The 26,234-nt window shown below is 67.0% G+C and carries 30 protein-coding genes and 3 pseudogenes; 9 read left to right on the forward strand and 24 right to left on the reverse strand.

Annotation, left to right across the window (positions count from 1 at the left end; genetic code table 11):
- Nucleotides 1-75 precede the first annotated feature (75 nt).
- The 13 genes from OVA28_RS00510 to OVA28_RS00570 form a co-directional block, all read right to left on the reverse strand.
- A complete protein-coding gene (locus OVA28_RS00510; protein ID WP_268095371.1) occupies nucleotides 76-375 on the reverse strand; it encodes a hypothetical protein in 300 nt (99 codons plus the stop codon).
- 558 nt (nucleotides 376-933) lie between these two features.
- On the reverse strand, nucleotides 934-1,182 hold the full coding sequence (locus OVA28_RS00515; protein WP_268095372.1) for a hypothetical protein: 249 nt from the start codon (nucleotides 1,180-1,182) through the stop codon (nucleotides 934-936).
- A 17-nt stretch (nucleotides 1,183-1,199) separates the two neighbouring features.
- The gene (locus OVA28_RS00520) at nucleotides 1,200-1,973 is read right to left on the reverse strand and encodes a Fic/DOC family protein (RefSeq protein ID WP_268095373.1); all 774 of its coding nucleotides are present in this window, start codon (nucleotides 1,971-1,973) and stop codon (nucleotides 1,200-1,202) included.
- A gap of 25 nt (nucleotides 1,974-1,998) precedes the next feature.
- The gene (locus OVA28_RS00525) at nucleotides 1,999-2,208 is read right to left on the reverse strand and encodes a hypothetical protein (protein ID WP_055949702.1); all 210 of its coding nucleotides are present in this window, start codon (nucleotides 2,206-2,208) and stop codon (nucleotides 1,999-2,001) included.
- 82 nt (nucleotides 2,209-2,290) lie between these two features.
- The gene (locus OVA28_RS00530; protein WP_268095375.1) at nucleotides 2,291-2,740 is read right to left on the reverse strand and encodes a hypothetical protein; all 450 of its coding nucleotides are present in this window, start codon (nucleotides 2,738-2,740) and stop codon (nucleotides 2,291-2,293) included.
- Nucleotides 2,740-3,000, reverse strand: a complete 261-nt coding sequence (locus OVA28_RS00535; protein ID WP_055949697.1) for a glutaredoxin domain-containing protein — start codon at nucleotides 2,998-3,000, stop codon at nucleotides 2,740-2,742. Before OVA28_RS00535 ends, OVA28_RS00530 begins: the two co-directional genes overlap by 1 nt.
- Before the next feature lie 286 nt (nucleotides 3,001-3,286).
- Entirely contained in the window at nucleotides 3,287-3,559 is a 273-nt protein-coding gene (locus tag OVA28_RS00540) for a hypothetical protein (protein ID WP_194663644.1), read from the reverse strand.
- A 323-nt stretch (nucleotides 3,560-3,882) separates the two neighbouring features.
- Nucleotides 3,883-4,368, reverse strand: coding sequence for a hypothetical protein (locus tag OVA28_RS00545; protein ID WP_194663643.1), 486 nt, complete (start codon nucleotides 4,366-4,368; stop codon nucleotides 3,883-3,885).
- Between the two features lie 51 nt (nucleotides 4,369-4,419).
- Nucleotides 4,420-5,355, reverse strand: coding sequence for an ArdC-like ssDNA-binding domain-containing protein (locus OVA28_RS00550; protein ID WP_194663641.1), 936 nt, complete (start codon nucleotides 5,353-5,355; stop codon nucleotides 4,420-4,422).
- Nucleotides 5,356-5,434: 79 nt separating this feature from the next.
- Complete coding sequence (locus OVA28_RS00555) at nucleotides 5,435-5,641, reverse strand: hypothetical protein (RefSeq protein WP_071274492.1); 207 nt, start codon at nucleotides 5,639-5,641, stop codon at nucleotides 5,435-5,437.
- Nucleotides 5,642-6,465: 824 nt separating this feature from the next.
- Nucleotides 6,466-7,944, reverse strand: coding sequence for a ParB/RepB/Spo0J family partition protein (locus OVA28_RS00560; protein ID WP_268095377.1), 1,479 nt, complete (start codon nucleotides 7,942-7,944; stop codon nucleotides 6,466-6,468).
- 101 nt (nucleotides 7,945-8,045) lie between these two features.
- Nucleotides 8,046-8,384: a DUF3846 domain-containing protein gene (locus tag OVA28_RS00565; protein ID WP_194663631.1), complete on the reverse strand. Its 339-nt coding sequence runs from the start codon at nucleotides 8,382-8,384 to the stop codon at nucleotides 8,046-8,048.
- Between the two features lie 963 nt (nucleotides 8,385-9,347).
- Nucleotides 9,348-10,289: a GlxA family transcriptional regulator gene (locus OVA28_RS00570; protein ID WP_194663671.1), complete on the reverse strand. Its 942-nt coding sequence runs from the start codon at nucleotides 10,287-10,289 to the stop codon at nucleotides 9,348-9,350.
- 108 nt (nucleotides 10,290-10,397) lie between these two features.
- Between OVA28_RS00570 and OVA28_RS00575 the strand changes: the two genes are divergently transcribed.
- A complete protein-coding gene (locus OVA28_RS00575; protein ID WP_014909223.1) occupies nucleotides 10,398-10,709 on the forward strand; it encodes a putative quinol monooxygenase in 312 nt (103 codons plus the stop codon).
- Between the two features lie 401 nt (nucleotides 10,710-11,110).
- Here OVA28_RS00575 and OVA28_RS00580 read toward each other — a convergent pair.
- The 5 genes and pseudogenes from OVA28_RS00580 to OVA28_RS00600 all read right to left on the reverse strand — a co-directional run.
- Nucleotides 11,111-11,446: pseudogene (locus OVA28_RS00580) on the reverse strand (transposase); the annotation flags it as partial.
- Nucleotides 11,447-11,524: 78 nt separating this feature from the next.
- Nucleotides 11,525-12,283, reverse strand: coding sequence for a glucose 1-dehydrogenase (locus OVA28_RS00585; protein ID WP_194663626.1), 759 nt, complete (start codon nucleotides 12,281-12,283; stop codon nucleotides 11,525-11,527).
- 479 nt (nucleotides 12,284-12,762) lie between these two features.
- The gene (locus tag OVA28_RS00590) at nucleotides 12,763-13,086 is read right to left on the reverse strand and encodes an SdpI family protein (RefSeq protein WP_194663624.1); all 324 of its coding nucleotides are present in this window, start codon (nucleotides 13,084-13,086) and stop codon (nucleotides 12,763-12,765) included.
- 284 nt (nucleotides 13,087-13,370) lie between these two features.
- Nucleotides 13,371-14,312: a heme o synthase gene (locus OVA28_RS00595; RefSeq protein WP_268095378.1), complete on the reverse strand. Its 942-nt coding sequence runs from the start codon at nucleotides 14,310-14,312 to the stop codon at nucleotides 13,371-13,373.
- Nucleotides 14,309-14,821 (reverse strand): MarR family winged helix-turn-helix transcriptional regulator, encoded by a 513-nt coding sequence (locus tag OVA28_RS00600; protein WP_194663622.1) that lies wholly within the window; start codon nucleotides 14,819-14,821, stop codon nucleotides 14,309-14,311. The genes OVA28_RS00595 and OVA28_RS00600 overlap by 4 nt, the downstream gene beginning before the upstream one ends.
- A gap of 107 nt (nucleotides 14,822-14,928) precedes the next feature.
- Here OVA28_RS00600 and ctaD point away from each other — a divergent pair, with 107 nt between their 5' ends.
- Nucleotides 14,929-16,662 (forward strand): aa3-type cytochrome oxidase subunit I, encoded by a 1,734-nt coding sequence (gene ctaD, locus OVA28_RS00605; RefSeq protein WP_416354664.1) that lies wholly within the window; start codon nucleotides 14,929-14,931, stop codon nucleotides 16,660-16,662.
- A gap of 317 nt (nucleotides 16,663-16,979) precedes the next feature.
- Here the strand turns inward: ctaD and OVA28_RS00610 are convergent, their stop codons facing one another.
- Nucleotides 16,980-17,369 carry a LysR substrate-binding domain-containing protein gene (locus OVA28_RS00610; protein WP_228506128.1) on the reverse strand — a complete coding sequence of 130 codons (390 nt, stop codon included), beginning with the start codon at nucleotides 17,367-17,369 and terminating at the stop codon, nucleotides 16,980-16,982.
- On the opposite strand from OVA28_RS00610, the gene OVA28_RS19085 reads away from it, so the two are divergent.
- Together OVA28_RS19085 and OVA28_RS00620 are read left to right on the forward strand one after the other, a co-directional pair.
- Entirely contained in the window at nucleotides 17,323-17,733 is a 411-nt protein-coding gene (locus tag OVA28_RS19085) for a recombinase family protein (protein ID WP_326493723.1), read from the forward strand. The genes OVA28_RS00610 and OVA28_RS19085 overlap by 47 nt on opposite strands.
- A 38-nt stretch (nucleotides 17,734-17,771) precedes the next feature.
- Nucleotides 17,772-18,041 (forward strand): annotated as a pseudogene (locus OVA28_RS00620) (helix-turn-helix domain-containing protein); the annotation flags it as partial.
- Nucleotides 18,042-18,080: 39 nt separating this feature from the next.
- Here OVA28_RS00620 and OVA28_RS00625 read toward each other — a convergent pair.
- Nucleotides 18,081-18,266 carry a hypothetical protein gene (locus OVA28_RS00625; protein ID WP_228506138.1) on the reverse strand — a complete coding sequence of 62 codons (186 nt, stop codon included), beginning with the start codon at nucleotides 18,264-18,266 and terminating at the stop codon, nucleotides 18,081-18,083.
- A 61-nt stretch (nucleotides 18,267-18,327) separates the two neighbouring features.
- Entirely contained in the window at nucleotides 18,328-18,861 is a 534-nt protein-coding gene (locus tag OVA28_RS00630) for a DUF488 domain-containing protein (RefSeq protein ID WP_268095380.1), read from the reverse strand.
- A 401-nt stretch (nucleotides 18,862-19,262) separates the two neighbouring features.
- Here OVA28_RS00630 and OVA28_RS00635 point away from each other — a divergent pair, with 401 nt between their 5' ends.
- Together OVA28_RS00635 and OVA28_RS00640 are read left to right on the forward strand one after the other, a co-directional pair.
- Nucleotides 19,263-19,520: a hypothetical protein gene (locus OVA28_RS00635; protein ID WP_194663617.1), complete on the forward strand. Its 258-nt coding sequence runs from the start codon at nucleotides 19,263-19,265 to the stop codon at nucleotides 19,518-19,520.
- Nucleotides 19,521-19,539: 19 nt separating this feature from the next.
- Nucleotides 19,540-20,652, forward strand: a complete 1,113-nt coding sequence (locus tag OVA28_RS00640; RefSeq protein ID WP_228506124.1) for a YeiH family protein — start codon at nucleotides 19,540-19,542, stop codon at nucleotides 20,650-20,652.
- A 36-nt stretch (nucleotides 20,653-20,688) separates the two neighbouring features.
- Here the strand turns inward: OVA28_RS00640 and OVA28_RS19165 are convergent.
- Nucleotides 20,689-21,192 (reverse strand): annotated as a pseudogene (locus tag OVA28_RS19165) (LysR substrate-binding domain-containing protein); the annotation flags it as partial.
- A 267-nt stretch (nucleotides 21,193-21,459) separates the two neighbouring features.
- Between OVA28_RS19165 and OVA28_RS00645 the strand changes: the two are divergent.
- From OVA28_RS00645 to OVA28_RS00655, 3 genes are all read left to right on the forward strand, one after another.
- Complete coding sequence (locus OVA28_RS00645) at nucleotides 21,460-22,173, forward strand: GAF domain-containing protein (RefSeq protein WP_268095382.1); 714 nt, start codon at nucleotides 21,460-21,462, stop codon at nucleotides 22,171-22,173.
- A 43-nt stretch (nucleotides 22,174-22,216) separates the two neighbouring features.
- Nucleotides 22,217-22,948 carry a GAF and ANTAR domain-containing protein gene (locus OVA28_RS00650; RefSeq protein WP_268095273.1) on the forward strand — a complete coding sequence of 244 codons (732 nt, stop codon included), beginning with the start codon at nucleotides 22,217-22,219 and terminating at the stop codon, nucleotides 22,946-22,948.
- Between the two features lie 63 nt (nucleotides 22,949-23,011).
- The gene (locus OVA28_RS00655; RefSeq protein ID WP_268095466.1) at nucleotides 23,012-23,962 is read left to right on the forward strand and encodes a helix-turn-helix transcriptional regulator; all 951 of its coding nucleotides are present in this window, start codon (nucleotides 23,012-23,014) and stop codon (nucleotides 23,960-23,962) included.
- Here OVA28_RS00655 and OVA28_RS00660 read toward each other — a convergent pair.
- Nucleotides 23,929-24,930, reverse strand: a complete 1,002-nt coding sequence (locus OVA28_RS00660; protein ID WP_194662983.1) for a GAF and ANTAR domain-containing protein — start codon at nucleotides 24,928-24,930, stop codon at nucleotides 23,929-23,931. The genes OVA28_RS00655 and OVA28_RS00660 overlap by 34 nt on opposite strands.
- 202 nt (nucleotides 24,931-25,132) lie before the next feature.
- Complete coding sequence (locus OVA28_RS00665) at nucleotides 25,133-25,822, reverse strand: DUF6338 family protein (protein WP_194662982.1); 690 nt, start codon at nucleotides 25,820-25,822, stop codon at nucleotides 25,133-25,135.
- Nucleotides 25,823-26,234 lie beyond the last annotated feature (412 nt).

Here is a 26,234-nt window from a genome sequence, read left to right on the forward strand (position 1 = left end):
GGTACCGTCCCTTACACGTGACGCGGCCCCCGACCACTTGTGTGTGGTCGGGGGCCGCGGTGTGTGCTGTGACCGTTAGGCGAGGTTGACGTGCATCGACCAGATGCACACGGCGATGAAGCCGCCCCAGAACGTCAGACCAGACCATCCGAAGACGATGCCGACGACGGCGCGACCCGGGAGGTCCGTGCCGCGGCAGAGGCCGACGATGCCGAAGATGATCGCGAGTATCGGGATCGGCAGCAGCGCACCGAGAAGCACGGACTGGATGCCGAGGAACACGCTCCACCGTGACAGCTTCGTGCCCCGGCGAGGACCGGGCAGCGTCGGTACCTGCGATACGGGCGACCACTGGGGCGGCGCGTAGTTGGTCATGTTCCTGTCCCCTCGTCGGTTGTGCGCGACGGTACCGCCGGCGGCTGACACACTCGCGTCACCAGAGCGTCGGAGTGTTCGCCGCGATCCCTGTCCGACACGTGCGAACGGCATCGGCGTCCCACCCGTGCTCGCGGAACGCTTCGCGGAGCTCACGGGAGAGACGCACGCGCTCCGAGCGGGGAAAGCTGATCGTGCGGAGCGCGGTCGCGCCGTTGCGATGTCGGCCGCGCTGCGTCCGCTCGAGCATGTTCCCGCGGTGCGTTCCCGGCGCCAGGTGCGATCGTGCCGGCTCGACGTCGACGTGCACGCAGAGTGGCACATCGCACGCGTGCAGGAGAAGCGTCGACGGATGCAGAGCGGCGCCGGTGAGGTGCTCGTAGAGCCACCGCTGCGGGCGCATAGCGCGTTGCCCGCCGTCCGGCTGCGGTACCCAGAACCGGCCGTACCCGTCGTCGCCGACGGCGCCCGTCCAGATCCAACAATCGGACGACACCGGACCCTGCACCACGTGCGACCAGAAGCGGTCCGCGGCGGGCGAGGGGCGAGGCCCGCGAGTCATCGACGAAGCAGAGTCCGAATCGCAGCTGCGTCCGGACGCCCATTCAGATGGGTGAGCGCCGGCATGGCTTCCTCGTCAGGGTCAGCCGCGAACACCAGCGAATGCGATACCTGCGCAAGCGTCGACGCGAGGGCCCGCTCCCCCTGCACGTCCCCTGCGGCGCGTGCGTCGCGCAACGCGGTAGCGAGAGCGGAGGCGAGGTCATAGTCGTCCCGAATGATGAACTCGGCGGTGCGATCAGTCATGTCTCCGTGCTCCTTCGTTACCGCTCAAGGCCGTCGTGCCCGCGCGACTGCTGAGGCAGGGACGGCCACTGCTCGGTCGCCGGTTGGGTCGCGCCGTGCTGTGCTGTGGGGGACGCGTCGGGGTCGATGCCGGCGGTTCGCATCATGTCGCGATCGCGGCGCTCGAAGGCGTCGAACTCACGCTCATCAAGCACGGGCACACGCTCGACCAGGTGGGCACAGAGGTAGTCCGCGAGGGGGCGGTCGTTGCCGGCGACCGCGTACAGGCGTGCGGTGCGGAGCTCGTCGACGTCGACGCGCTCCCAGTCGATCGGGTGCCCGGCGCGCTCGGCGATCGCGGACACGTAGGTGCTCTGGGATCTGGTGTTGCCGTCACGGTACGGGTGGATGGCCGACAGCTCTCCCCACCGGTCTGCGAGCCGGTCGGCGAATGTTTCGGCGTCGAGGCCGGTGAGGTAGTCCTCCCGCTCAAGCTTGCCGAACACTGTCGCCAGGTTCGCGTCGATGTACTCGGGACGGCAGTACGGGATGCCCGTGCCAGTTGCCTGCACGTCGACGTCGCGGATGCGTCCAGCGATACCGGGCACCAGGTCACCGAACATGCGTTCATGGATGCTCTGGAGGTACCCGTAGCCGGGGCGGTCGGGCACCGGCTCGGCGCGGACCTCGGCCATCGTGATCGACGCGACGTCGTTCATCGCCTCGTCAAGCTGTCGCTGATCGCGAATCCCCGCAGCGTTCACCAGGACCCCACCACTACCCGGGTAGGTGTACTTGTCGTCGACGCTCATCCGCTCCCCCGCAGGACGCCGGCGCTCAGCGCTGGCGGAGAGGAAACCCGTGCTTCGCAGCGACCTCCGCGCGCGCATCCTCCGGCGACAGCGTCCCCTCGAGGATGCGACGGGCCCGGCCGAGCGCTTCCGCGTCGGGGAAGTGGCCGGCGAGCTGCTGGCCCTTCTCGACCAGCGCCATCTCCTGCTCGACGTCGATCGTTCGGGCGGTGTCGTGCTCGGTCTTGATGCTCATGGGGACTCCCCTGCTCGGACTCGATTCTACCAACCGCGTCGCTCGCGGAAGGGGTGGATCTCGTGGTGACGGCGAGGACCGCTCAGGCGCGAGTGCCGGCGTACTGGGGGAACATGCGGTCGATCGTCGCTTCGTGACGGTCAGCGCGTTCGTCGTCGCCGCGGATCCGCGAAAGCTCCGCGAAGGACTGCCCGTCCGGGCTGGGTGCTGCGGGACGGCGGCACATCTCGGCGTAGTACCGGTCCGCGTCGCGCTCGGCCCGAGCGAGGAGCTGCTCGAGGCGGTGCACCTGGGCGATGAGCTGCGGCTGAGCGGCGGAGAACCCGACCATGTAGCCGGCCTCCCACACGTGCCGGCCCTCGGCGTCGAGTTCCCACTCGCGGACGTCCTCGGATGGGTCGTGGGTGGCCCGGTCGATCGCGATGAGGGCGTGACCCGGGTCGGTCAGGAAGAGCTCGTCAACGGCAGCGCGACTCTCGGGCTGGATCGCGTCGCGGTAGGCGGTGGTCGGTCGTTCGAGCGTCATCGTCATCACGCGGCCTTGACCGTCGAGGTGGCGGTCTTGAGCTGGTCGATCTTGTCGGGGCGGAAGCCGCTCCAGGAACCGGTCTCGGTGTCGGTGATGACGATGGGTGCGTTCATGCCGAGGGTGGTCTTCCACTCCTCGATCTGCGCCTGGTCGACGTCTTCGAGGTGAACCTCGTTGAACTCGACGCCGGCGGAGACGAGAGCGCGCTCGGTGGCCATGCACATGCCGCAGAAACCAGACTTGCTGTAAACCGTGATGCTCATCGAAATCACCTTCCGAAAGATTGTGATGCAGTGGAGGCCCCTCCCCCGTTGCATGCCTCTATTCTACGTCGAAATAGCCGGGTTGACCAGCATTTTTCCTGCATTCTTCGACCCTTTTTTAGCCGGGCGGCACACCTCTTTGCAGGCCGTCGGTCTGCATTCTCTGGTACCAACGCAGAGTGTTCAGGAAGGCGACTTCGGGGAGTGAACGACAGCGGGAGGGCTGGAAATCCCCTGGTGCATTAGCGCTGTTCTGTCATTCACGGAACCGAATAGGAGTGCCTGGCTACGCCTCTCCCGTCGCCGCTGTCCCTGCCTGCCGCGGAGCGGCCTCTCCGGTCGCGACGGCAACCGCCGCGGTCACGCGATCGCTGAGTGCGCGGGCATCGGCGAGGCTGCGCTGTCGTGCTTCGATCCACTCGACGTCGGGGCCTTCGTCCTCGTCCCACTCGTAGGCGTCGTCGAGGCTTTGCGACGTTGCCGGTACGACGCGTTGCACGAGTCGGACAATGTGCTCCCAGTCCTCGCGGTTCAACGTAACCTGCACTGTGTCATTCATGGTGTTTCCTCTCCCTCTCGTTTTTTTGCCGTGAAGGCGACTTGTCGCCGCTAGGATGAGCGCCCGGAATGCAACCGGTCGTGGAATATATGGAGAGGACCCGCTTGCGGGGAGGGGCCGTTTATGCCGCGAAAGCCGGTTGCATTCCGGGTGATCGTCCGTATGCTGCCGAAGGCTTCACGGCAAAAGAACGGGCCGTAAGGCCCTTACAGACCGGCGCTCCGTCGCCGGTTCTACCAGCACCGCAGGTGCGCCGGGGGTGTGGGGGCGGGCCGCCTCCACGGGCGGCCGGAGGTCGGCCACGCCCCCGCCCCGCCGGCCCGTCACCCTGCCGCGGTGTTGAGGTCCCAGAGGCGGTGCAGCTCGGCGGCGATCGCGTCGAACCGGTCGGCTTCTCGCACGTGCTCGCGGTGCTTCCGGCTGCCCTGGACCCAGTGCTCTGCGCCAGCGCGTGCGACCTCGGCGCGGAGTTCGGTCCACGTGATCGTCTGGGCGAGGGTGAACGGCGGCTGCGTTCCGGTGTCGCGGAGCCCGCTCCGCGGTGCGACGGGGGCCGGGCTGGGGTCGTAGAGCTCGTCGCGCCAGGCGTAGCCGACGGCGTCGGCGGGGCCGTCGCCGCCGCGGTCGAACGCGGCGCGGTGCTCGTTGTCGGGGTGGTGGGGGCGGCGGGTGCAGAACCACTCTTCGCCCATCTCGGCGGTTTCGGCGCCGCATGTGGCGCCGGTCGGGTCGACGTCCGCGGCCGGGGCGGCGGGGTCGGTCGTGCGGGGGTCGAGGTGGTCGGGGCGGCGGTAGGTGACGGCGTCCATCGGTGGTGCTCCTTCCGGGGCGCGGGGGCCGCTGGGCGGCCCCCGCGGTGACTACTGCTCGGTGGGGTCCGCGTCGTCGCCGTCTTCGGCGTCGACGTCGGCGGGTGCGAGGATCGCGGCCACCTGGTGCGCTGCCGTGAGGACGCGGGCGGCGGTGGAACGGATCAGGTCGGCGTCTGCGTCGGACCATCCGGCGACGTAGCCGATCGAGTAGGCGGCGGTGTCGAATCCGACCAGTCCGGCGACGACGTAGGCGACGCTCTCGGCCTCGGTTTCCATGAGGCCGCGGTGCTCGGCGTACTCGGTCAGGTCGTCGGTGTGGCCGAGGAGGATGTGCGCGAGCTCGTGAATGAGCGTCTTCGCGGAGTGCTCCGGGGTCAGGTGCGACCCGATCACGACGCGGCGGGCGGTGGGGTCGGTGAAGCCGTTGCGGCCTTCTCCCGGCTCGGTGTGTTCGACGCTCCACCCGTCCGCGACCAGGTGAGCGGTCAGGGTGCCGATGACGCCGTGATCGTCGGTGCCGGTCAGCGGCGCGGTGAGGGTGGACGGGTCGTCGGCGTCCGGGTCGATCGGGTCGGTCTGGGCGATGTCGAACACGGGGAGGATCGGGAACCGGGGGTAACGCTTCTCGACGTCGTCGCCGTTCTCGTCCTGCTCGGTCACCTTCTTGGTGCTGTAGCCGAAGATGCGCAAGCTCTTTTCTCCCTTGCGGACCTGGCGACCGAGGGCCTGCCACTTCCGGAACCCGGCGACGCGCTCGGCGTCGGGCCGCTGGCTGAGGATCAACAACACGTTGTTGAGGCTGTACGTGTGGAACGCGCCCGCGAACTGCAGGAACGCGGTCCATCGGTCCGAGTCGCGCAGCTGCTCGACCTGCGTCGCGATCGACTCGTGCAGCGCGGCGGCCTGCTCCTTCCGCTGCTCCGGCGTGACGGTCGGGCGGCGGGTCTTGGTGGTGCGGGTCTTGGTGGCGGTGGTGCTGCTCATGGTCTGTACCTCCGGGGTCTCGATCGGTGAGAATGGAGGCGGGAGGGGGCAATTACGAGTTGTCCCCTCCCGCCTTGGATCACTCCGCGGGCGGCGTGAAGGTGATCGTGTCGACGAACGTGGCGACTTCGACCCCTTCGAGAACGAACGTGCTCGCGAGGGTCCAACCCAGCGACGCGGCGGTCTTGAGTTCCGCGGCCCGCTCTCGCAGTGCCGCCGTCCTCGCCTCCGCTGCGTCGTCGGCCTTGCTGACAACTCGGGTCAGCGTCTCGATCTGGTAGCGCATGTGCTCTTCCTCTCCCTCTCGTTTTTTTGCCGTGAAGGCGACTTGTCGCCGCTAGGACGGGAGGGCGGAGTGCAACCCGAAGGGCGGTGGGGGAGAGAATTTCGGCGCGAAATAAGGGAGCGAAGCGACCGCGTGCCGAAAATCTCGGAGGAGCCGGCGGCTTGCCGCTTGCGCGGAACCCGGACGTCCGTACGCTGCCGAAGGCTTCACGGCAAAGAAACGGGCCGGAGGCCCAAACTGTGCCGGCGAAGCCGGTTCCACTCGGAGCGAAGCGACTCCCGGCCGGGGCCGGAAGCCCTGGGATGGAGCGCCACGCTCGACCAATCGTCTGGAGACGTAGTGGATTTCGACACGTTGCTGGTCTGGCGTTGGTTCGGTGGCTATCGGGGCACGTTCACCGACACCCGGATCGCAGGCCGGCGTAATCGTGTTGTCTCAGCCCCCACGGCGACCCTCGACGCCCTGCTCGCGTGGGCACAGGAGCAAGTTGAGTTGGGGATCGTCCGTCCGACGCCCACGTTCACTGTCAAATGCGATGGAGTCCCCATCAACCGATTCCTCTGGGCGAGAACTATGCAGGTGGCGCAGCTTTCCTGGGAAGAGATCTAAGGCACGCGGCACCTGCGTCGCCGTCCTGGACCCGCCGCAGGCGGTGACAGCCGAGAGCTCCGTCGAGGGGCTCCGGGGTCCAGGAGGGGGCGAAGCCCCTTGCTGCGGTGGCGAAGCCGCCGCGCAGCCCACGGACACTCGGACGGGGCGATGAGACATGATCCGGTGCCGGGTGGGCGTGGGGGCCGCTGGCTGCGACCCCCACGCTGGTTCACCTACTCGGCTGCGGTGTCCGCGTCCTCGACCGAGTCGACCGGCTCGGGCTGGATGCCCGCGGCGATCTTCTCGACGTCGGTCAAGCGGTGGCCCCATGCGGCCAACTGGTTGAGGTACGCCGCGCCCTCGGTGGCGGGACGACGCCACCACTCGCGGTTCGCCGCGTTCTCGAACGCGGACAGCACCACGGCGAGGGCGACGTGCGGTGCCTTCGCGGGGTGCTGCTCGACCCACGTCGCCACCGTGTCAGCGCCGTAGCCGCTGCCCGACTCGATGCTGAGCAGGTCCCGGACACCGCCGCTGTTGTCGGCGCGCATGGTCCACCCATGACGGGTGCCCGCGACAGCGGCGAACATCGTCCAGTCCTTCGGCAGCGTCTTCCGCTGCAGGAGCGACTTCACGAACTCGATCCGGAGCGTGTCCGCAGCGTCCCACGCCTTGTTGTTGGCGATCAGTTCCCGGCGCGCGGCCTTCTCGGCCTCCTTCTGCTCGGCCACTTCTTCCTCGGTCAGCTCCGCAGCCGGGGCCGTGCTGAACGAGTACCGCGGGTACTTCACGTGGTGCGCCACCGGGGTGGTGCACACCGCGACCGCGGTGTGCTCACCCCATGCCTGCAGGAACACGGCGTGACCGGCGCAGCCGGTCGCGTGCGCCTCGGCATCGAGGACGGGGCGGTCCTCGGCGTCGTCGTTAGCGTCGGTCAGGCTCGACAGGGTCGTGTAGTCGTCCTCGCTGGTGACGACGCGGACGCCCTTGGCTTCCCACTCCCCCGCGATCCGGGCCATGTCTGCCTTGCCCTGCCGGTCCTGCCGAATGCGCTCGGCCGTGAACTTCAGTTCGTCGGCGTACCCCTCGTCCACGCAGCCCTGCAGTTCCGCGATGGCCTCCGGGTCGTCCTGGAACTCCGCGAACAGCAGTGCGTCGTCCAGGGTGAGCGCGGAGTCGGTGACCGCCTTCGTCGCGGCCTCCGACTTCGCCACGGCGAGGGTCGCCTTCACGGTGTCCCGCTTCGTGCCGGTCTCCTTGGCGATCGCGGTGACCGACAGGCCCTCGATTTCCAACTGCCGGTACGCGGCGAGCCGGTCACCGTCCGTCAGGGCGGTGCGGCGCTCGTTCGCGACCAACTGCTCCGCAATTCGCTTGGCTGTGTTGTCGTCACGAGCGGTGACAAACACTGGCACGTCGCACCCGGCCTCGATGGCTGCCAGGACGCGCATCTGCCCGTCGCGGACAACCACGCGGCCGTCCTGGTCGCGGTAGCCGATGGTCGGCAGGAGCACCCCGTGCTGCTTCACGGAGGCCAGGAACGCGGGGTCGAGGTCGGCCGCGGTGCGGACGTTGTTCTCGATCGACACGTTCAGCGCCGGGAGGGTCACCAGTTCCACGCCGTCCGTGGCCGGTGTGGCCTCGGGGGTGGGCTGATCGGCCTCGGGTGTGTCGGTCAGGTGGGTGATGTGAATGTTGTCTGTGATGGTCATTGTTCTGTACGCTTTCCGGTAGTGACCGGGTGCGGGTCCTGGCAACTGATTCTTGCCGGGAACTCCGCACCCGGTCGTTTCTATGGGTGCTGCGGGTGGTGTTAGCGGGACAGCGCTGCAAGCAGCGCTTCCGCCCGGGTGAGCGCGGCACGTGCCTGCTCGAATGCGGCCATGACCGCCTTGTACTGATCCGGCGACAGCGACCGGACCTCACCGGCGCGGTCGCTGGTCAGGAACACGACCGGCCCGTAGAGCGGGTCCGCGTGCCGGGGCCGACCGAGGACCACCGCGGCGACGGTCGCGGGCGCGTTGACTTCGGCGGTGTATGCGCCGTTGTCATCGACCCACGCCTCGATCTGGTTCGGGAGGTGGGCCACGTCCACCGCACCGCACCCGATCTGCGCTTGGAGGCCCGCGAGGACGGAGGTCCTCACGTTCACGACGACGCCCTCGGCGCGACCATCTGCGGTCGCTCGGATACCCATCAACATCATTTCTGCTTCCTCTCCCTTTCGTTGTTTGCCCGGGAAGGCACGTAGTGCCGATCAGGGAGGGGAACGGAGTGCAACCCCGGAGCCGGAACGCTCCGAGAAGTTCCGGAGGGAGCGCAGCGGAAGGAGGAAGTTCTCGCGTGCGGGCCGATAGCGGAGTGGGTTGCGCGGAGAGAGCCGACCGTACAATCGCCAAAGGCTTCCCGGGCAAACAACGAACCCGAAGGGTTCATAGCGCAGCGCCGGCTTGCCGGCTCAGATCAGTCAATGCAGTCCGCCGCAGGCGGCCCGATCAGGCCAGGACAGTCCGCCGGCGGCGGTCCGATCAGGATCCCGCTCGAGCAGCTCGCCTCGGCGCGCGAGGCCGGAGCGTGAAGCGGCCCCGGCCTGTTGGGGGGAACAGGACCGGGGCCGCCTACAGCTCGAGCGAATCTGGGGGGCTGCTCGAGCCGGATGCCCGGAACCGTTGGGGGGAACAATTCCAGGCATGCCCTACGGTACGCGCCGCCTCTGACGCCGGCGACGGCCGCCGCTATGGGGGCTCTTTCCCAGATGAGGGTGTAGGTCGGCCGGGCGCGTCGGTCCGCAGATTAGACGTCGAGGTCTCCCGACGACGGAGGTTCCTACGCCATCCGTCCGAAAGACCTCGACGTGACCGACGCTACCCCGCCGGCCGGCTTCGGCCGCCCTGACCTGACCGCCTTCGCGTCTCATCCCAGTCGACCCTGATCGGGTCTGCTGACCCCCTCGACGAGAACGCAGCGACATCACAGCCACCCAAACCCCGACCGTCCGGGAAGCCGGGACACGTCACATGACCTGTGCTGCGGGCGTGTCGAGTGGGTGGTCCAGGGGCGACGCAGGAGCGTCGACGCGACGTGCTGAGAGGTGGTTCTAAGGCATGGCGATAGGTCAGGAACGGCGTCGCTCCCTGCGCAGGAGGGAGCGCAGAGTCTCGGCGTTCGCGTAGCCGACCCGTAGCGCGATCTCGGCGGAGGTGAGGTCCGTGGTTGCTGAGAGGTGCCGAGCCCGTTCGATGCGAAGCCGTTGGGCGAAGCCGAGCGGAGTGAGGTTGAGCGCCGCACGGACTCGTCGCTCGAGGGTGCGCCGGCTGGTGCCGAGCGACTGCGCGACGAAGGCGACGTTGAACGGTTCGTCCAGGCGGGCGCGCACGAAGCGTTCGAACTCGACGACGATCGGGTCCTCGTGCCGGAGATGTTCGTAGGCGACGAAGGCCGCCTGCGACGGGCGCTCGTCGATGATGAGGAGCTTGGCGACATGTTGGGCCAGGTCGGGGCTGATCGATCGCACGAGTGAGAGCGCGAGGTCGATGTGGGCGAAGGCGGCGCCGGCGGTGACGAGGTTCCCGTCGACCACGACCATGGTGTCGAGATCGAGGGCGACGGTCGGATAGCGCTTCAGGAACTCCGGCCCCAGGAACCAGCTGGTCGTCGCCCTCCGATGATGCATCCGTCCGGTCTCGGCGACGGCGAACACGCCGGTGCACGCCGCGGCGATCCGGGTGGTCGCCTCGTCGAGGCGCCCGAGCGAGGCGATGACCGAACGAGCATCTCGGCTCTGGAGGGCGTCGTTGGTAGCGGCGGCCGTAAGGGTTCCAAGCGCAGGGACGACGACCACGTCGAACTCTCCGGACTCCGACAGCGGGTGGTCCACCGACAGGGTCATCGATGCCGTCGTGGTCACTCGCCGTTTCGGTCCGAGGATGGCGAGTTCGATCGGGTCGATCCGCGGGTCGACATCGCCGCGGGCTCCGTCGGCCACCCGCACGATGTCGATGATCGACGCGATAGCCGAACCCAAGCAGCCGTCGATCGCGATCAGTCCGATACGCATGACGTAAACAATAGCAATACTGCCGTGTACGCCACTCCCCACCGGCTCTCGCTCGTCATACGCTGAACTCGCTTCACCAAGAAACCTCGACACCTAGGAGAACCCCTCATGTCCACACCCGCATCACTTCCGTATGCCTTCGTCGCCAAGATCGTCGCGGCCGATGGACAGCATGACGCGGTCGCCGATCTGCTCGCCGGCGCTGTCGCACTCGCCAACGAAGAAGTAGGAACGATTGTCTGGTTCGCGGTCAGGACCCACGCCGACACCTTCTGGATCTTCGATGCATTCCCCGACGAGGCCGCTCGCGACGCCCACGCCAACGGCGCCATCGTCGCAGCCCTGATGGCCAACCAGCACCTCCTCAGCGCAGCACCCGAGATCCTGGCGGCCGACGTCCTCGCGTCCAAGCTCCCGTAGTCCGCCAACGCACGAGACGATCGCGCCCCGCCGAGCCGTCGCCAGGTCGCGACGCAACGCCACGCTGCGTTGCCGAGCGGTGCGAGGCCTATCGGCACACGGACAGGATGCCGGCCGCGAGCGCTCAGCCGGCGAGAGGTCCGTCGCAGAGGAGAGCGACGTCGGTGTCGGGCAGAGCCGTGAGGCCAGCGCACCGCGCGACCACCAGAACCGAACAGCCCCTGCCCTGCGTTTGCGCAGGTCAGGGGCTGTTCGCCGGAGCCGCCTGTCGGAATCGAACCGACGACCTAATCACGTCGGCTTTGCGTCTATCGCTTGATGCGCCCACTGGGCGAACGAGCCGCTGACCTGCGCAAACGCCGGGGCCTTGGCCCTTGATCGTGGACACGGTGTCGGTTCGGTTATGCCGCTTCCGCGAGCGTAGCGGAGCGTGCGGCTTCGTAGGCGTTCGGGCTGATGTTGCCGATCGCGGAGTGGCGCCGGCGAGTGTTGTAGCGGTTCGCCCACCGGAACACGGGCCGGTAGGCGGTGGCCTGGTCCGGGAACGCTGGCCGGCCGGCGAGGAGTTCGCGCTTGAGCGTGGCGTTGAAGCTTTCCGCGAGTGAGTTGTCGGCACTCGTGCCGACCGCGCCCGTGGACTGGGTCACGCCCAGCTGCTCGCAGAGCGCGGCGTAGGCCTTCGAGGTGTAGACGCTGCCGTGGTCGGAGTGGAAGATCGCGCCGACCAGCGACCCGCGGTCGCGGTGCGACCGGTGACGGACGTGAGGCACGGTGCCAGCTGACACCGTGCCTCCCGTCCGTCGTGGCCACCTCGTCTAAATCGCGAGGTACCCGCCGTCGACGGCGAACTGCGAGCCGGTCGCGAAGGCGGCCGCGTCGGAACCGAGCCACGCGACCATCTCGGCGATGTCGTGCGGCGTGCCGAGTCGGCCGATCGGGTGCTTCGTCAGCAGCGCGTCCTTGAAGCCGGGGTAGGTCTCCTCCAGCGCGTCTATCATTGGCGTCTGGATCACCCCGGGCAGCACTGCGTTCACGCGGATGCCTTTGTCGGAGTACTCCACCGCGGCGGCTCGGGTGAGGCCGATGACGCCGTGCTTCGACGTGACGTAGGCGGACTGGTGGGCGATGGCGGACTGCCCGAGGGACGAGGCGGTGTTGATGATGGATCCGCCGCCCTGCGCCAGCATCTGCGGGATCTCGGCCTTCATGCTGATGAACACTCCGGTGAGGTTGACGGCGATCACCTTGTCGAACTGCTCCACCGTGACGTCGGCGAGGTCGGGGCCGGTGAGCTCGATGCCGGCGTTGTTGTGCGCGATGTCGAGTCGGCCGTAGCGGTCCACCGCGGCCTGGACCAGGTGCTGCATCGACGCGAGGTCGGTCACGTCCGCCCGGACGAACGCCACGGCGTCTCCGCCGTCGATGTACTCGAGCGTCCCGTTGCCGGCATCCTCGGACAGGTCGGCGACGACGACCCGTGCGCCGTGGTCGACGAGGACCTTCGCGGTCTCGCGCCCGATCCCTCCGCCACCACCGGTGACGAGTGCGACCTTGCCATCGAGCGAGTTTGACATTGTGTGCTTCTTTCTCTCCGGGAGCGGCGTCGGTCGGCGCCGCTCGTTCAGTGCGGGAGCTGCGACGCGGTGTCGGCTGTGAGCCGGCGGACGTCGCGATCCAAGGTGGGGCGGTCGATGCCGACAGTCATCACCGGGTTGCCTTCGGATGCCGCGGCCAGTCGCGCGCGCTGGGCCTTGGCCCTTGATCGTGGACACGGTGTCGGTTCGGTTATGCCGCTTCCGCGAGCGTAGCGGAGCGCGCGGCTTCGTCACCACCTAATAAGTCGTCGCGGTGGCAGTAGCGCTCGTCTGCGCAGTGTGGTGTTGGTTCCCAAAGCAGTCCGGCACCAGCACTAACGCCGTCCAATGGCCATTCGGGCGAGTGCGGAATGGGTGCTAAACGCGAGGGCCGGTCGACTGCGTAGTTAGGCAGATGCCCCGCGTCACGCAACGAGGTCGCTGAGCGCGCGCAACGGGTGTCGAGGAGGCTCAGTTCATCAGCGGTCCCGAGTAATTTGGCGAGCAGCCCGGGACGCGGACAGCGCACCTGCCCCGAGAGCAGCCAGTGTGCAAGCGAGGGAAAGTCCGAGCAGCACGAGGTAAAGCGCTGGCGCCAGTTGCGCTGGGATCGACACGATCACGACGATCGCCGCCGCGATCAAGAACGGCCGCATGATTCTCTGCCCGGCAAGATGGCCGGCTCGCCAGGCGTCGTCGCTGTGCAGCAGCGACGGCAATCGTATGCCAGCCGCGTGATTGCGACCCATTCCATTCGTCGCGACCGACACAACACCCCAAATTGCCACGTTGACGAGGAGCACAAGCAGAGCGCAGCCGACCGCCCCCAACCACCCCGGACTCGCCATCTCCGCCTCCCTCGGTTGAAACTAGCGAATCACGCGGGCGCGGTCAGTCCCTTCCGTGAGCTCAGCGGACGAACCGAACACTGCCGGCTGGTAGCTAAGGCCGGTCTGACGATGACCAACACCGCGCGGGGATCACCGGCGGCAGCGAACCCAGGCTGCAATCGAGTAGCCGGGAACCCTCGGCGGTGACGGCACTGCAACACACCCGCCGAGGGGAGCAGCCTTCGGAGAGTCGCTTCCTACAGCGAAAGGGTGAAGACCTGCGGCAGCAGCGGGTCGATGCCCACCGCGATGAACAGCAGCGTCAGGTACGTGATCGAGCTGTGGAACACGCGCATCGGCTGAACCTGCTCCACGTGCCGGATCGCCCGCGAGTACAGCCGGTGCGACTCGACGACGAACCAGACGCCCCCGGCTAGCGCGACCACCGTGTACAGCGGCCCCATGTGCGCCACCGGGATGAGCAGCAGCGAGCAGACCAGCGTCGCCCACGCGTACAGGACCACCTGCAGGCCGACGACCGTGCGCCCGCGGACCACCGCGAGCATCGGGACCTCGGCGGCGTCGTAGTCGTCGCGGTACTTCATCGAGAGCGGCCAGTAGTGCGGCGGCGTCCAGAGGAAGATCACCATGAAGAGGATGACTGGCGCCCACGCCAGCGACCCTGTCACGCCCGCCCAGCCGATGAGGACCGGCATCGCGCCGGCCGACCCGCCCCACACGATGTTCTGCGGAGTGCGGCGCTTGAGCCAGAGCGTGTAGACGCACACGTAGATGAGGATCGCGACGACGCTGAGCGCAGCGGACAGCCAGTTCACCAGGAAGCCGAGGACCGCGGTCGAGAGCACCGCGAGCGTCCACGAGAACACCAGGGCCTCGCGGTCGGAGAGCTCGCCGGTCACGAGCGGCCGGGTGCTCGTGCGCTTCATCAGGCGGTCGATGTCGCGGTCGATGTAGCAGTTGAACGCTGACGCGGCCCCCGCCGACATCGCGCCACCGAGCATCGTCCAGAACACGAGCCACAGGTCCGGCACGCCGCGGGCGGCGAGGAACATCGTCGGAGCCGTGGTGACCAGCAGGAGCTCCATGACCCGCGGCTTCGTCAGCGAGACGTACGCCCGCACCTTGCGGGAGAGGGTCGGACGTCGGTGCGCAGTGTGTGCGTTGGCTTCGATGGTCATGGGTTGGTTCCTGACGGACGTGTAATGAAGCGTCCGTCGGTGTCAGTCAGCTTCGGTGTCGTGCGGGGAGCGGCGTCGTTGGCATCGATCGCCCCGATGAGGTGCTGCAGGGAGTCCCTGAGCGCCTCGAGCTCTGCCAGCGGAACACCAAGTCGCTCCACGAGCGTCGCCGGGATCACCTCAGCCTGCTGACGCAGCGCACGCCCGTCATCCGTCAACGCCACGTCGATGTACCGTTCGTCTCCGGTCCGCCGACTGCGGGAGAGATACCCCAACGCCTCGAGTCGCTTTAGCAACGGGCTCAGCGTCCCGGGATCCAGCGCCAGCACAGAGCCAAGTTCTTGCATGCCGCGTGGTTCCTGCTCCCACAGCGCCAGCATCACGAGGTACTGCGGATGTGTCAAACGCATGGGAGCGAGGAGCTCGCGGTAGCTGCCGATCACCCGCCGGGATGCGATCGCAAGCGCGAAACACACCTGGTCATCCAGCGCGAGCGAGGTACCTGCCATGCGGGTGAATCTACCGTCCCCATCTGCCGCGGCAGCGTGACACCGCCCTGTGTGCATACTATCATCAGGCAAAGGGTTTGTGCACCAAGTAACGAGGGGTAGGCGCGATGACCGCGACACAGCCGCGACCGAGGCAGGTCGCCGGACCGAGCGCTGACCGACCTTCGGCGGGTCGGAAGGGGAACCTCGTCGTGCGGTGGATCACATCCACCGACCACAAGACCATCGGGTACATGTACCTGATCACGTCGTTCCTGTACTTCCTGCTCGCCGGCGTGATGGCACTCGTCATCCGCGCGCAGCTCTTCGAGCCCGGGCTGCAGCTCGTCGCGACGAAGGAGCAGTACAACCAGCTCTTCACGATGCACGGCACGATCATGCTGCTGCTCTTCGCGACGCCGCTGTTCTCGGGCTTCGCGAACGCGATCATGCCGCTGCAGATCGGGGCCCCTGACGTCGCCTTCCCGCGACTCAACGGCTTCGCGTTCTGGCTCTACTTCTTCGGTGGCCTCATCGCCGTCGGTGGCTTCCTCACCCCGCAGGGCGCCGCGTCGTTCGGCTGGTTCGCCTACGCACCACTGAGTGACACGACGTTCACACCAGGGCTCGGCGGCACACTCTGGGTCTTCGGGCTCGGCCTGACGGGCTTCTCGACGATCCTCGGCGCGGTGAACTTCATCACGACGATCATCACGATGCGCGCTCCCGGCATGACGATGTTCCGCATGTCGATCTTCACGTGGAACACCCTCGTGACGTCGCTCGTCGTGCTGATGGCCTTCCCGGTCCTCGCCGCCGCGCTCTTCGGCCTCGGTCTCGACCGGGTGTTCGACGCCCAGGTGTTCAACCCGGCCAACGGCGGAGCGCTGCTCTGGCAGCACATGTTCTGGTTCTTCGGGCACCCCGAGGTCTACATCATCGCGCTGCCGTTCTTCGGCATCGTCTCCGAGGTCTTCCCGGTCTTCAGCCGCAAGCCGATCTTCGGCTACAAGACCATCGTCTACGCGACCATCTCCATCGCGGCCCTCTCGGTCACGGTGTGGGCGCACCACATGTACGTCACCGGTTCGGTGCTGCTGCCGTGGTTCTCCCTCATGTCGATGCTCATCGCGGTCCCGACCGGCGTGAAGATCTTCAACTGGGTCGGCACGATGTGGCGCGGTTCGGTCACCTTCGAGACCCCGCTCCTCTGGGCCGTCGGCTTCCTCATCACCTTCACGTTCGGTGGTCTCACCGGTGTCATCCTGGCGTCGCCGCCGCTCGACTTCCACGTGTCCGACTCGTACTTCGTCGTCGCGCACTTCCACTACGTGGTGTTCGGCACCGTCGTCTTCGCGATGTTCTCCGGCTTCTACTTCTGGTGGCCGAAGTTCACCGGCAAGATGCTCAACGAGCGCCTCGGCAAGATCCACTTCTGGCTACTGTTCATCGGCTTCCACACGACGTTCCTCATCCAGCACTGGCTGGGCGTCATCGGCATGCCGCGTCGCTACGCGACCTACCTGCCGAACGACGGCTTCACCTGGATGAACCAGCTGTCGACGATCGGCTCGATGATCCTCGCGATCTCGTTCCTGCCGTTCATCTTCAACATCTACGTCACCGCCCGGAACGCTCCGAAGGTGGCAGTCAACGACCCGTGGGGCTACGGCCGCTCGCTCGAGTGGGCCACCAGCTGCCCGCCGCCGCGCCACAACTTCACCTCGATCCCGCGGATCCGTTCCGAGTCCCCGGCCTTCGACCTGAACCACCCCGAGGCCGGTGTGCCGATCGGTGTCGGTCCAGCGAAGGACGCCCCCGACGCCCCGACCTACGACGCCGCGAAGGGCGAGGTGAAATAGCCCCATGCGAGTCACCGTCAGAGCGCAGACCGAACTGACCTTGGATGAAGCGGTCGCAATCGCTGCACACGCACGAGCCGGAACTCCGGAGACAAACGACCCGCAGGTGCGCCGCATGGTGGGCGATGCGAACCACCTCATCGTGCGAACGCAGCTCTGGGGCGAAGTACCAACGCGCCGTGCTCGACGCTCGAGACGCTGGACCGCCGGCATCTTCGTCGCGGTCGTGCTGGCATGGGTCCTCGGACTGCTCGTGCCGCTCCTGACTCACGTTGGAAACTGGTAGCAGACCACCGCCACCATCGCGGAAGTTCTGATCACCGGTGGGCTGCGCGGTGGGCGATCTCCATGAACGCCGCTACGGCAGGCACCGCGTGACCCGACCAGATTGCGCGCAGCGGCCGGATCAGTGGCGGGCCGAGTAGCGGCACCCGGACGAGGGCACCGTGGGCGAGGTCGCTGCCGACGGTGCGGAGACTCATCACCGCCGGCGCGATGCCCGCTCGAGCGTTGGCGCGGATGATGCCCGTCGTCTCCAGTACCGCCGCTGGAGCGACCAGGCGGAGTCCAGCCTCGTCGAGCCAGGCCTCGACCGTGGCGCGGGTACCGGACCCTTCCTCACGGAGCAACAACGGAGTCGACGCGAGGTCATTCGGGGTGATGCTTGAAGCCCGCGCCCATGGATGGTGTGGAGCGACGGTAACCAAGCTCGACCGGCTGGGCCGATCGGTGAAAAACCTGAAGCAGATCGCCGACGAGCTCCACGACCGCGGCGTCGGGCTCCGCGCGCTTTCGCAGGGCATCGACACCACCACACCCGGCGGACGGTTGTTTTTCCACATGCTCGCCGCGATCGCGGAGTTCGAGCACGACCTCATCGTGGAGCGCACCCACGACGGCCTCGCCGCCGCCCGCGCCCGTGGACGCTCGGGCGGCCCGAAGTTCAAGATGACCGCGAACAAGATCCGGCAGGCCCGCGCGATGTACGACGGCGGCGGGCACACCGTCCAGGAGATTGCCGACACGTTCGGTGTTTCCCGCCCCACGGATCTACCGGCACCTGCAGGGTGACGCCGCGGGAGCGACGTCGCCGATGTGACAGGCTCAGCGTGGACGCGGAAGCGCGGTGGCGGATCCTTCGACTACATGTCGAGGACCAGATCTCGCTAACTGCCCTCGCGCGGGAGAGCGGTGTCCCTTTGCGGACCCTTGCGGGTTGGCTGGCTCGCTACCGGAAAGCCGGAGCAGCCGGACTCGACACCTCCCGTCGCTCTGACAGCGGACAACGGCACACGCCTCCCGAGCTGATTCGACTCATCGAGGGGTTAGCGCTCTCGCGGCCGCGACCATCCGTCGCGACCCTGCATCGGCTCGTGGCGGAACGTGCAGCCAACGAGGGAACGACCGCCCCGTCGTACTCAACGGTGCGACGAATCATCCAAGGCCTCGACCCCGCGATGATCACGCTCGCCCTCGACGGGCCGACTTCGTACCGCGACAAGCACGAGCTGGTACTTCGGCGCCGGGCGAACCGTCCAAACCACGTTTGGCAAGCGGACCACACCATGCTCGACATCGTCATTCGAGGTGCCGATGGTGCCCATGGTGGACGACATCCATTCTCGGAATGACAACTCGGTCACATCGGCGAGAGGCTCGCTATGCCTACGGTTGCCCTTCCAGGTTAGTGGGCGGGTACCAGACCCGCTGCCCGTCCACCGACGCGAACGACGTGAGTGTGTGGGGTTTGGTGGAGGTGGCGCTCATGATGTCCTTCACAGAAATGTGGCGAACGAGCAGCGCATCCGCGATGAGAGACCGGTGGCAGCGCCACGGGACCGCTTCCGCGCACATGATCGCCACAGTCTTCTCTTTTGCTCGATCGATCAGACGGTCTATTCCACGCGCGAAGGGCTCGGTTTGCATGTAGTCGGCGTAGCTTCGGAAGCTTTTGTTGCGCCAGGCGCCGTTGATGCTCTCCACATTCACTGGGGTGTGGCGGAGACCGCCGAGTTCTTCCATCCGCGCATAGTGCAGGCCTGCGTCCATCAGGCTTTCCTCAAGCGCCTGCGCGCCGAATTGGGGGTTATGTCGGGAGCCGGGAACCGTCCGCACATCGATGAGTTGTTGCACGCCGTTGTTTTCGAGCAGCGCTATGAACTCCTCGATCGGGTGTGTGGAGTGACCGATGGTGAACACTGTCGAGGGTTGCATCCTGCTCCTGAACGGTTGCGAGCGGTCGGTTGCGACCGGGGAACTCCTCGCACCCAAGGGGTCCCCCGGTCAGCCGATCAGCGGCTCGCTCCCTTGCGCGGCTTGAGGAAGACGTCGGGTTCGCGCTTTTCGCGCTTGGCCGCTCGCTTTTCCTTGATCGACAGCTGAGCGACCTTTGTCGCTCCACGTGTGGTTGGTGACTTACCGGGCATCAGAACTCGCTTCCCCTATTTGGCTGGCGGATGAACCTCTGACCATAGCCGTCTTCCAAGGGAAGTCAACTGGGACTGCCCGCCGAGGATGCTCCTAAAGAGGGGCAGGTCAACATCGTCGTCCAGCAGCGTTCTGACGCGGACAGCTTCGGTGTCCGCCTCAACGCCCGCGTCGTGATCGCCCTCGGTGAGGTCGACGTCAGCGTCGCGGGCGAGTACACACTGCTCGACCCGTCGGTGCTCACGCAGCGCAGCCTGCAGCTATTTGCCAACGAGGTCGCGGTAATGACCGTCTTTCCCTACCTGCGGGAGGCAGTCGCTTCTATCACGGCGCGAGTATTTCAGCAGCCCCTACACCTGCCGATGATCGCCCGAGGTCAGATCGTCGTCGACGTGGCCGACAGGAGAGCTGACCGGAGCATCTGGTTCTGAGCACGGCAGCAAGACCAGCTTGTCGGCCGACAACGAGCCGATGCTGGCCCGGCTCGAGGCGAGATGGGAAGGTTGCAAGGTGACCGTCCGTTCCCTTGCTCAGTTTCGTTCGTTAGTGCCGGGACTTGTCCTCGCCGTCGCGATTGGGACCGTCGCCACTTTCGTGGGGCGCGCCGTCCCGGTAGTCGGGGGGCCCGTCCCCGCGGTCGTCGTCGGTGCCCTTGTGGGGTGGCTGGTCCGACGGCGCCAGGGTGGCGGTCTCGGTGTCCTGCAGTCCGGGGTCCGGTTCGCGTCGAGCCGGGTCCTGCAGGCTGCGGTCGTCCTGCTCGGCGCGCAGCTTTCCATCGGGGAGGTGCTGCGCATCGGCGGGCAGACGCTGCCGGTGATGCTGACCACGCTGGTGGTGTGCCTCGTCGCGGCGTGGGGGATCGGCCGTCTGCTGCGCGTATCTGACGCGCTCCGCACCCTGATCGGCGTCGGGACCGGCATCTGTGGTGCGTCCGCGATCGCGGCGGTCACACCGGTGATCGGTGCCGTCAGCGCGGATGTTGCCTACGCGATGTCGACAATTTTCCTGTGCAATATCGCCGCCGTGTTCGTCTTTCCCCTGGTCGGTCACGCGCTCGGCCTCTCGCAGCACGCCTTCGGTGTGTTCGCGGGGACCGCGGTGAACGACACCTCGTCGGTTGTCGCGACGGCGACGGTTTACGGCCGTCAGGCAACCGACACCGCCGTTGTCGTGAAGCTGGTGCGCACTCTCATGATCATCCCGATCGTGGTCGGGCTGGCCGGACTGGAGGCACGACGCACCACCCGCGAGCAGAGCACGTCGGGCGACAGTGCCGGACGCGCCGGCGGCATCTGGATCTTCCGACTGGTGCCGTGGTTCCTGATCGGGTTCCTTGTGGTCGTGTTCCTCCGCACCGTCGGGCTCCTTCCGGCGGCCGCGGCCCCCGCACTCGGGTCGGCGGCGACCTTTCTCATCACCTGCGCCCTCGCAGCAATCGGGATCTCCACGGACTTCAGCGCGCTGCGCCGAGCCGGGTTCCGGCCGATGCTGCTCGGCATCATCCTGTGGGTGCTTGTGGCCGCAACGAGTCTCGGCGTGCAGGCGGTCTTCAATCAGCTCTGAGCGGAGCGTCTCGCGGACAGCGGTCGATCGAGCAGTGTTGAGCAGGAGGGCGGCGGCACCGGACGGTGACCGGTCCGGATGCCAGACAGCAGTGAGAGGGCGGACCAGCCGAGCGTCGGCGATGTGCGCCTGTACCAAGCGGCCGAGCGCAAGGTCATCCCGTACGGCGAGGGTGGACAAGACCGTAGGTCCGACGCCAGCAGTGACCGAGGCTCGGGCACCAGCTGAGGTCGGTGCAACCCTCACCGGTACCGCGACTGCCTCGATGCCGTGTTCTGCGCAGAGCTGCTCGAAGGAGGTGCGGGTGCCTGATCCCGACTCGCGGGCCACGGGCGCAGTGGCAGCGACCTCCTGGAGGGACAGGGAGGCGCGCGCCGCCAGCGGATGTGCGGGTGCGACAACGAAGACCAGTTCGTCCCGCGCCACCACGCAGCCGCGGAGGTCAGCGGGGATCTCGGTCGTCTCCACGAAGCCGAGATCTGACCGGTCCTCCCGCACACGCGCGATGACGCTGCGAGAGTTCATGACGGCAAGGTCGATGACGTCCCCGTGTTCCGCCTGCGACGGCGACTATCCACCGCGGAACGAGGTGCTCAGCGATGGTGAGACGCGCGGCCACTGCCTGCGACAACCCGACCGACCGATGCAGTCGACGGATCTCGGCCCAGTCCTCCACCGTGATCACACCTCCAACACGTATCGGAAGTGCTCACTTTTCGCCCGTCGATACCTGCTCAGTATTCAGGCGTCGTCGACACCACGTGCGAAGGAAAGCCACGCTTGCTGTCACCGGCCGTGGTCTGATTCATGACCGGCAGCGGCTTCGTCAGCGCGATCGCGTCGTTGCAGCGCGCGGGGATTGGTGACGATCTGTGCGGTCCGTTCCTTTCGGCGCTTCCCGTCACCGGTGTCGCGATCTCCACACTCGGTGATCCTCTTGGCTCCGAGACCGTGTGTGCGAGCGACGCGGCAGCAGCGGAACTGGATGAGATCCAGCTGGACCTCGGTGAAGGCCCGTGCTGGGAAGCGATGCTGACCGGCGTTCCGGTTCTGGAGCCAAACGTGCAGACCGCAACATCGCCGCACTGGCCGATGGCATCGCGTGCGCTGCGTGAAACAGGGCTCGGCGCAGTGTTCGCGTTCCCGATGCGCGTCGGCACCCTCAATGTCGGAGCGGTGGATCTGTACGACCAAACGTCTGTCGCGCTCCCGGCGACCGCCGTGCGCGACGCGACAGCACTCGTCCACGTCGTGGCCCGGCACGTGTTGCACAGAGCGCTCGTGCAGGCCGGAGGGTCCAACGACGAGCGCCAGCGAAGCGAGGGCCGTTACTCCCGCCGCGAGGTGTATCAGGCCTCCGGCATGCTCGCCGCGCAGACAGGGACGACCGCTGCCGATGCCCTGCTCCTGCTCCTGCTCCGGGCGTATGCGCACAGTGCCGGACGTTCTGTCCGCGACCTGTCCGCTGACATCATCGCGCGGAACGTGGATTTCACCGACCGCTCCGACGTCAGTTCCTAGGAAAGGAAAAACCGCCATGACACGAACTCGAGAGCACCAGCTCGTGGATGCGTTCGTCACGCTCACCGACAGTCTCGTCTCCGATTACGACATCGTCGAACTCCTGCAGACCCTGGTCGACAACGCAGCCGAGCTTTTCGATGCCCAGGCGGCGGGGATCCTCCTCGCCAATCCGCAGCAGGAGCTCGAGGTCGTCGCGTCCACCAGCGAACGCAGCAGCTTCATCGGTCTCCTACAGCTCGAAGCCGGCGAGGGGCCCTGCGTGGAAGCGTTCGTCACCGGTGAGACGGTGACCGTGGAAAACCCAGAGGAGATGCAACGCAGGTGGCCGCTCTTCGCGGCCGCGTCAGCACAACTGGGGTACGCCTCCGTGCACTCCATCCCACTCCGGCTCCGAAACAACACGCTCGGGTCGATGAACCTCTTCCGTGAGACGAACGGCGCGCTGAACGCCACGGACGCCATCGCAGCGCGGGCGCTCACGGACGTCGCGACGATCAGCATCCTCCAGCAGCGCACCACAGAACATGCCGTCCTCGTCCAAACGCAGCTCCAGCACGCCCTCGACAGCCGCGTCGCCATCGAGCAAGCCAAGGGGTTCTTAGCGCACACGCACCGAATCGATCTCGACACCGCATTCGACATGCTCCGCTCCTACGCACGCTCACAACAGGCGCGCATCGCCGACACCGCCCGGCACGTCGTCAATCGCCGCATCACCATCCCGGCCATGCAGCCGCACGTCACGAAGTCCGGCGATGACGCACAACGCTGAGAAACCGCGAACAGGTCCCCGCTGATTTCCCACTCGGGACACGCTCCTGCCGCCGCGATCGAGCTGCTCGATCAGCTCTATGGAGGCAACGACCTGCACTGCCGACCCGGATCCATGGACTTCGGATTCCAATACGTTGGCATCGGCGATCAACGCCTCCAACTGCGCCGGCTCCAGCTTGACGGGTACCTGCGCGGAACCCTCGAAGCCGGGGACGGCGTCATCGCCCAGTGGGTGACGCGGGGGCGCGCTCGCCTCAGCTTCGGTGGCGAGACAATCACAACGCAACCGGGCTCGCCGCCGATCATCTTTCCCTCCGGCCAACCGTTCCAGGTCGACTTCAACGACGTCGACCAACGCCTCGTTCACATCGATGAGGATCTGCTCCGCAGTGTCACCGCTGACACCTCCCTCGTGGGCAGGCCCCTCAGCTTCCAGACACACATCCCGCCGACCGAGACCGCCATCACTCAGTGGGCCGCCAGCGTCACCGCCGCGGTCAAAACGTTCCGCATGAAGGGCCCCGCGTCGTCAGCTTGGTCAACGGGCAAACGCGACGTTGCGAAAGCGCTCCTCCAGCTCTACCCACTGAACCCCGACCTCGTCCGCGTGCCAATCAGAAGCCAATCCGACGCACGCTTCGTCGCCGCAATGCGATACGCGCACGCACACGCACACGAACCGATCACGGTCGGCGACATCGCAGCCGCAGCCGACATCAGCGTTCGCGGGGTGCAAGAGTCCTTCCGGCGGCACCTCCAGCGATCCCCGATGGTCTACATCCGAGAGGTACGCCTCGACCAGGCGCGGCTGGACTTGCAAACCGCGACGCCCTGGACAGACACGGTCGCTGACATCGCTCGACGGTGGGGCTTCAACCACCTCGGGAGGTTCGCGGCCACGTATACCGAACGGTTCGGCGAATACCCGAGCCAAACCCGCTCCAGTAGTCGGAAGAACGACCAACGAGAGCCGCACGTTCAGATGAGCCCCTCGAGCCGCTCGGCCCGGTAGACGACGTCTTCGGCGAGCTCCCGGAGGCCACGACCGGCACCGCGCGCGCCGCTCCGGAGTGCCTGGAACGCCTCGTCGATCCCGATGCCCTGACGGTGGGCGAGCGCGCCCTTGGCCTGCTCGAGCGTGATCCGGGCGTCGAGGGCGTCCTGCACCTGTTCGTCGAGGTTCTGCATGCGCCCCTGGTCGCGCTGTCGCACGAGCGCGGCGGACGCGGCGTCGGCGAGCAGCTGCATGAGAACGACGTCACGGTCGTCGTGGCCCTGGTCGTGCGTGGCGAAGACGCACAGGGACCCGATCGTAGTGCGACGGAGCCGGATCGGTTCGGCGAAGGTGCCGACCATGCCGCGCTCGCGCATGGTCTCGACGAACGCGGGCCAGTCGTCCGCGCGGGTCCGGACGTCCGGCACGTCGATCGTCTCCCCGGTGCGGTAGCAGTCCATGCAGGAGCCCTCGTTCGTGCGGAGCTGGGCCTCCTCGGCGTCGGTCGACCGCTCGCTGGTGGACGCGATGACGTGCAGGGTGCCGGACCGGTCCGCCAGCACGATGGCAGCCTCGGTCGCCGACGTGCACCGGACGCAGGTGTCGATCACGCGGTCCATCGCGTCCAGCACGTCGAGGGACGGGTCGAGCACCGCCTCGAGCTCCGCGGCGAGCCCGTCGAAGCCGTCCGGGTGCCGTGCCGAGTCCCGATGCCGCCCGAAGCGGCCGATGCGTCCGGTGATCTCGGCGACGAACGCCGTGTCGTCGGGCTCGAGTTCGTCGTCCGGAGCAGGTTCGCTCATCACCGCGATCGCCGGACCGAGCAGGAGCCCGACGCTGGACGCGGCGCCGTGCTCGTCCGCCGTCGGCACGTCGACGAGGTCGGTCGTGCTGTGCTGCGCGAGCACGACCGAATACGCGAGCACCGCATCAGCGCTCGCATCGCCGGTCATCACACGGTCGCTGCCATAGACCAAGTACTTCATGAGACCACCAAACCCACACTCGTCTCATGGCCGACACACGTTGTCCGGAAGGCGATGAGCAGCCATGCATCGAACACCGCCCCAACTTGGTGCGACCTGAACACGACGCTTACCAGCGTCTCAGTAGCCGATCGGCTACCGCGACTGTGCCGGAAGCTCCGGGGGCATCCTTGCCACGCCGTGGTCTGTACATCGCGAGGATCTACTCCTCGATCGGGCCGTCGACCTCTGCTTCTTCGACTGGAACGAAGGCCGCGTGGAGCTGTTCGATTTCGCCGGCTTCGATGACGACGTAGTCCACTCCCTCGAGCGGTTCAATATCGTCGCTTCCGCTTGGGCGGTATTGAGGTTGGGTCAGGACGATGGCGCGGTGCGGGTGGGGGTCAGGGTCGTTGTCAAACTCCCACAGGACGCCGCTGACCCATCCGCCTGACTTGAGCACCATGGCAACCTGGACAACCTCGTCCTCTGGGGCATCACCGAACAGACGAGTCCAGGCAGACGTATCTCGTGGGATTGCTGATCGCCAGATCCGGTTGAGGCCGCGCTTATCGGCCCACTCCGAACCGAGAAGGTAGCCGAGGAGAGTGGCGAGGGCGGCCGTGCCGATCGCGGCGAAGATCGAGACTGCGAGGTGGTCGTGTACCCACCGAAGATCTCCTGCGGCGAGTTCGCTGAGCCGGGTGCGAAGGTCAGTCCACCAGATGGACGCGACCGCGACGATCGCAGCAACGATGGCGTCGCAAATCGCGCTCACGAAGACCAGCGCAGCAGTCTCCCGCAGGGCGGTGCGTTTGACTGCAGGCTGGTGGCCCTCCCTCGCGAAGATGAACGCCACTCCCGGGAACAGGGCGAAGACGTAGAAGGCAACCCCCAGCGCACTCGTAGGCATCAGACCCCTTTCCCGGTCATAATGCTAGGAGGAGGCGGAGCGATGTCGAAGTCAGCGGGTGGTCAGTCACGAAGTTCGGTCCCAGGCAAGTTCGTGACCGGCACGTACGCGAAGTCGGGTGGCGGTTCGTCCCGCCCGACCGAGCGCGGCATGCAGGCAGCACACGTGCAGTACCGGCCAGCACCACGGTCCGCGAACTCTCAGATCAAGCCGCCGGCGAGCTCGTCGCAAGCGAAGCGGCAAGGGCAGTGACCAACAAGCCTCGGAAGCCGGACGGTCAGTTCGGGATTCAGCCGGCGAACGTGCAACGACCACCAGTGGTCCGTCCGTCAACGTCTCAGATCAAGCCACCGAAGCCGCCCAAGTCGAAGTAGCTGCAGCGCAGCTGCCATGAACGAGGCCCGATCGCCGC

Source organism: Curtobacterium sp. SL109 (assembly GCF_026672405.1).
GTDB lineage: Bacteria > Actinomycetota > Actinomycetes > Actinomycetales > Microbacteriaceae > Curtobacterium.

What these genes read in the sequence shown, in the direction of transcription:
- OVA28_RS00510 (WP_268095371.1), bottom strand. Translation starts at nt 375, where the DNA reads ATGACCAACTACGCGCCGCCCCAGTGGTCGCCCGTATCGCAGGTACCG.
- OVA28_RS00515 (WP_268095372.1), bottom strand. Translation starts at nt 1,182, where the DNA reads ATGACTGATCGCACCGCCGAGTTCATCATTCGGGACGACTATGACCTC.
- OVA28_RS00520 (WP_268095373.1), bottom strand. Translation starts at nt 1,973, where the DNA reads ATGAGCGTCGACGACAAGTACACCTACCCGGGTAGTGGTGGGGTCCTG.
- OVA28_RS00525 (WP_055949702.1), bottom strand. Translation starts at nt 2,208, where the DNA reads ATGAGCATCAAGACCGAGCACGACACCGCCCGAACGATCGACGTCGAG.
- OVA28_RS00530 (WP_268095375.1), bottom strand. Translation starts at nt 2,740, where the DNA reads ATGACGATGACGCTCGAACGACCGACCACCGCCTACCGCGACGCGATC.
- OVA28_RS00535 (WP_055949697.1), bottom strand. Translation starts at nt 3,000, where the DNA reads ATGAGCATCACGGTTTACAGCAAGTCTGGTTTCTGCGGCATGTGCATG.
- OVA28_RS00540 (WP_194663644.1), bottom strand. Translation starts at nt 3,559, where the DNA reads ATGAATGACACAGTGCAGGTTACGTTGAACCGCGAGGACTGGGAGCAC.
- OVA28_RS00545 (WP_194663643.1), bottom strand. Translation starts at nt 4,368, where the DNA reads ATGGACGCCGTCACCTACCGCCGCCCCGACCACCTCGACCCCCGCACG.
- OVA28_RS00550 (WP_194663641.1), bottom strand. Translation starts at nt 5,355, where the DNA reads ATGAGCAGCACCACCGCCACCAAGACCCGCACCACCAAGACCCGCCGC.
- OVA28_RS00555 (WP_071274492.1), bottom strand. Translation starts at nt 5,641, where the DNA reads ATGCGCTACCAGATCGAGACGCTGACCCGAGTTGTCAGCAAGGCCGAC.
- OVA28_RS00560 (WP_268095377.1), bottom strand. Translation starts at nt 7,944, where the DNA reads ATGACCATCACAGACAACATTCACATCACCCACCTGACCGACACACCC.
- OVA28_RS00570 (WP_194663671.1), bottom strand. Translation starts at nt 10,289, where the DNA reads ATGCGTATCGGACTGATCGCGATCGACGGCTGCTTGGGTTCGGCTATC.
- OVA28_RS00575 (WP_014909223.1), top strand. Translation starts at nt 10,398, where the DNA reads ATGTCCACACCCGCATCACTTCCGTATGCCTTCGTCGCCAAGATCGTC.
- OVA28_RS00585 (WP_194663626.1), bottom strand. Translation starts at nt 12,283, where the DNA reads ATGTCAAACTCGCTCGATGGCAAGGTCGCACTCGTCACCGGTGGTGGC.
- OVA28_RS00595 (WP_268095378.1), bottom strand. Translation starts at nt 14,312, where the DNA reads ATGACCATCGAAGCCAACGCACACACTGCGCACCGACGTCCGACCCTC.
- OVA28_RS00600 (WP_194663622.1), bottom strand. Translation starts at nt 14,821, where the DNA reads ATGGCAGGTACCTCGCTCGCGCTGGATGACCAGGTGTGTTTCGCGCTT.
- ctaD (WP_416354664.1), top strand. Translation starts at nt 14,929, where the DNA reads ATGACCGCGACACAGCCGCGACCGAGGCAGGTCGCCGGACCGAGCGCT.
- OVA28_RS19085 (WP_326493723.1), top strand. Translation starts at nt 17,323, where the DNA reads ATGCTTGAAGCCCGCGCCCATGGATGGTGTGGAGCGACGGTAACCAAG.
- OVA28_RS00625 (WP_228506138.1), bottom strand. Translation starts at nt 18,266, where the DNA reads ATGGGCACCATCGGCACCTCGAATGACGATGTCGAGCATGGTGTGGTC.
- OVA28_RS00645 (WP_268095382.1), top strand. Translation starts at nt 21,460, where the DNA reads ATGACCGGCAGCGGCTTCGTCAGCGCGATCGCGTCGTTGCAGCGCGCG.
- OVA28_RS00660 (WP_194662983.1), bottom strand. Translation starts at nt 24,930, where the DNA reads ATGAAGTACTTGGTCTATGGCAGCGACCGTGTGATGACCGGCGATGCG.
- OVA28_RS00665 (WP_194662982.1), bottom strand. Translation starts at nt 25,822, where the DNA reads ATGCCTACGAGTGCGCTGGGGGTTGCCTTCTACGTCTTCGCCCTGTTC.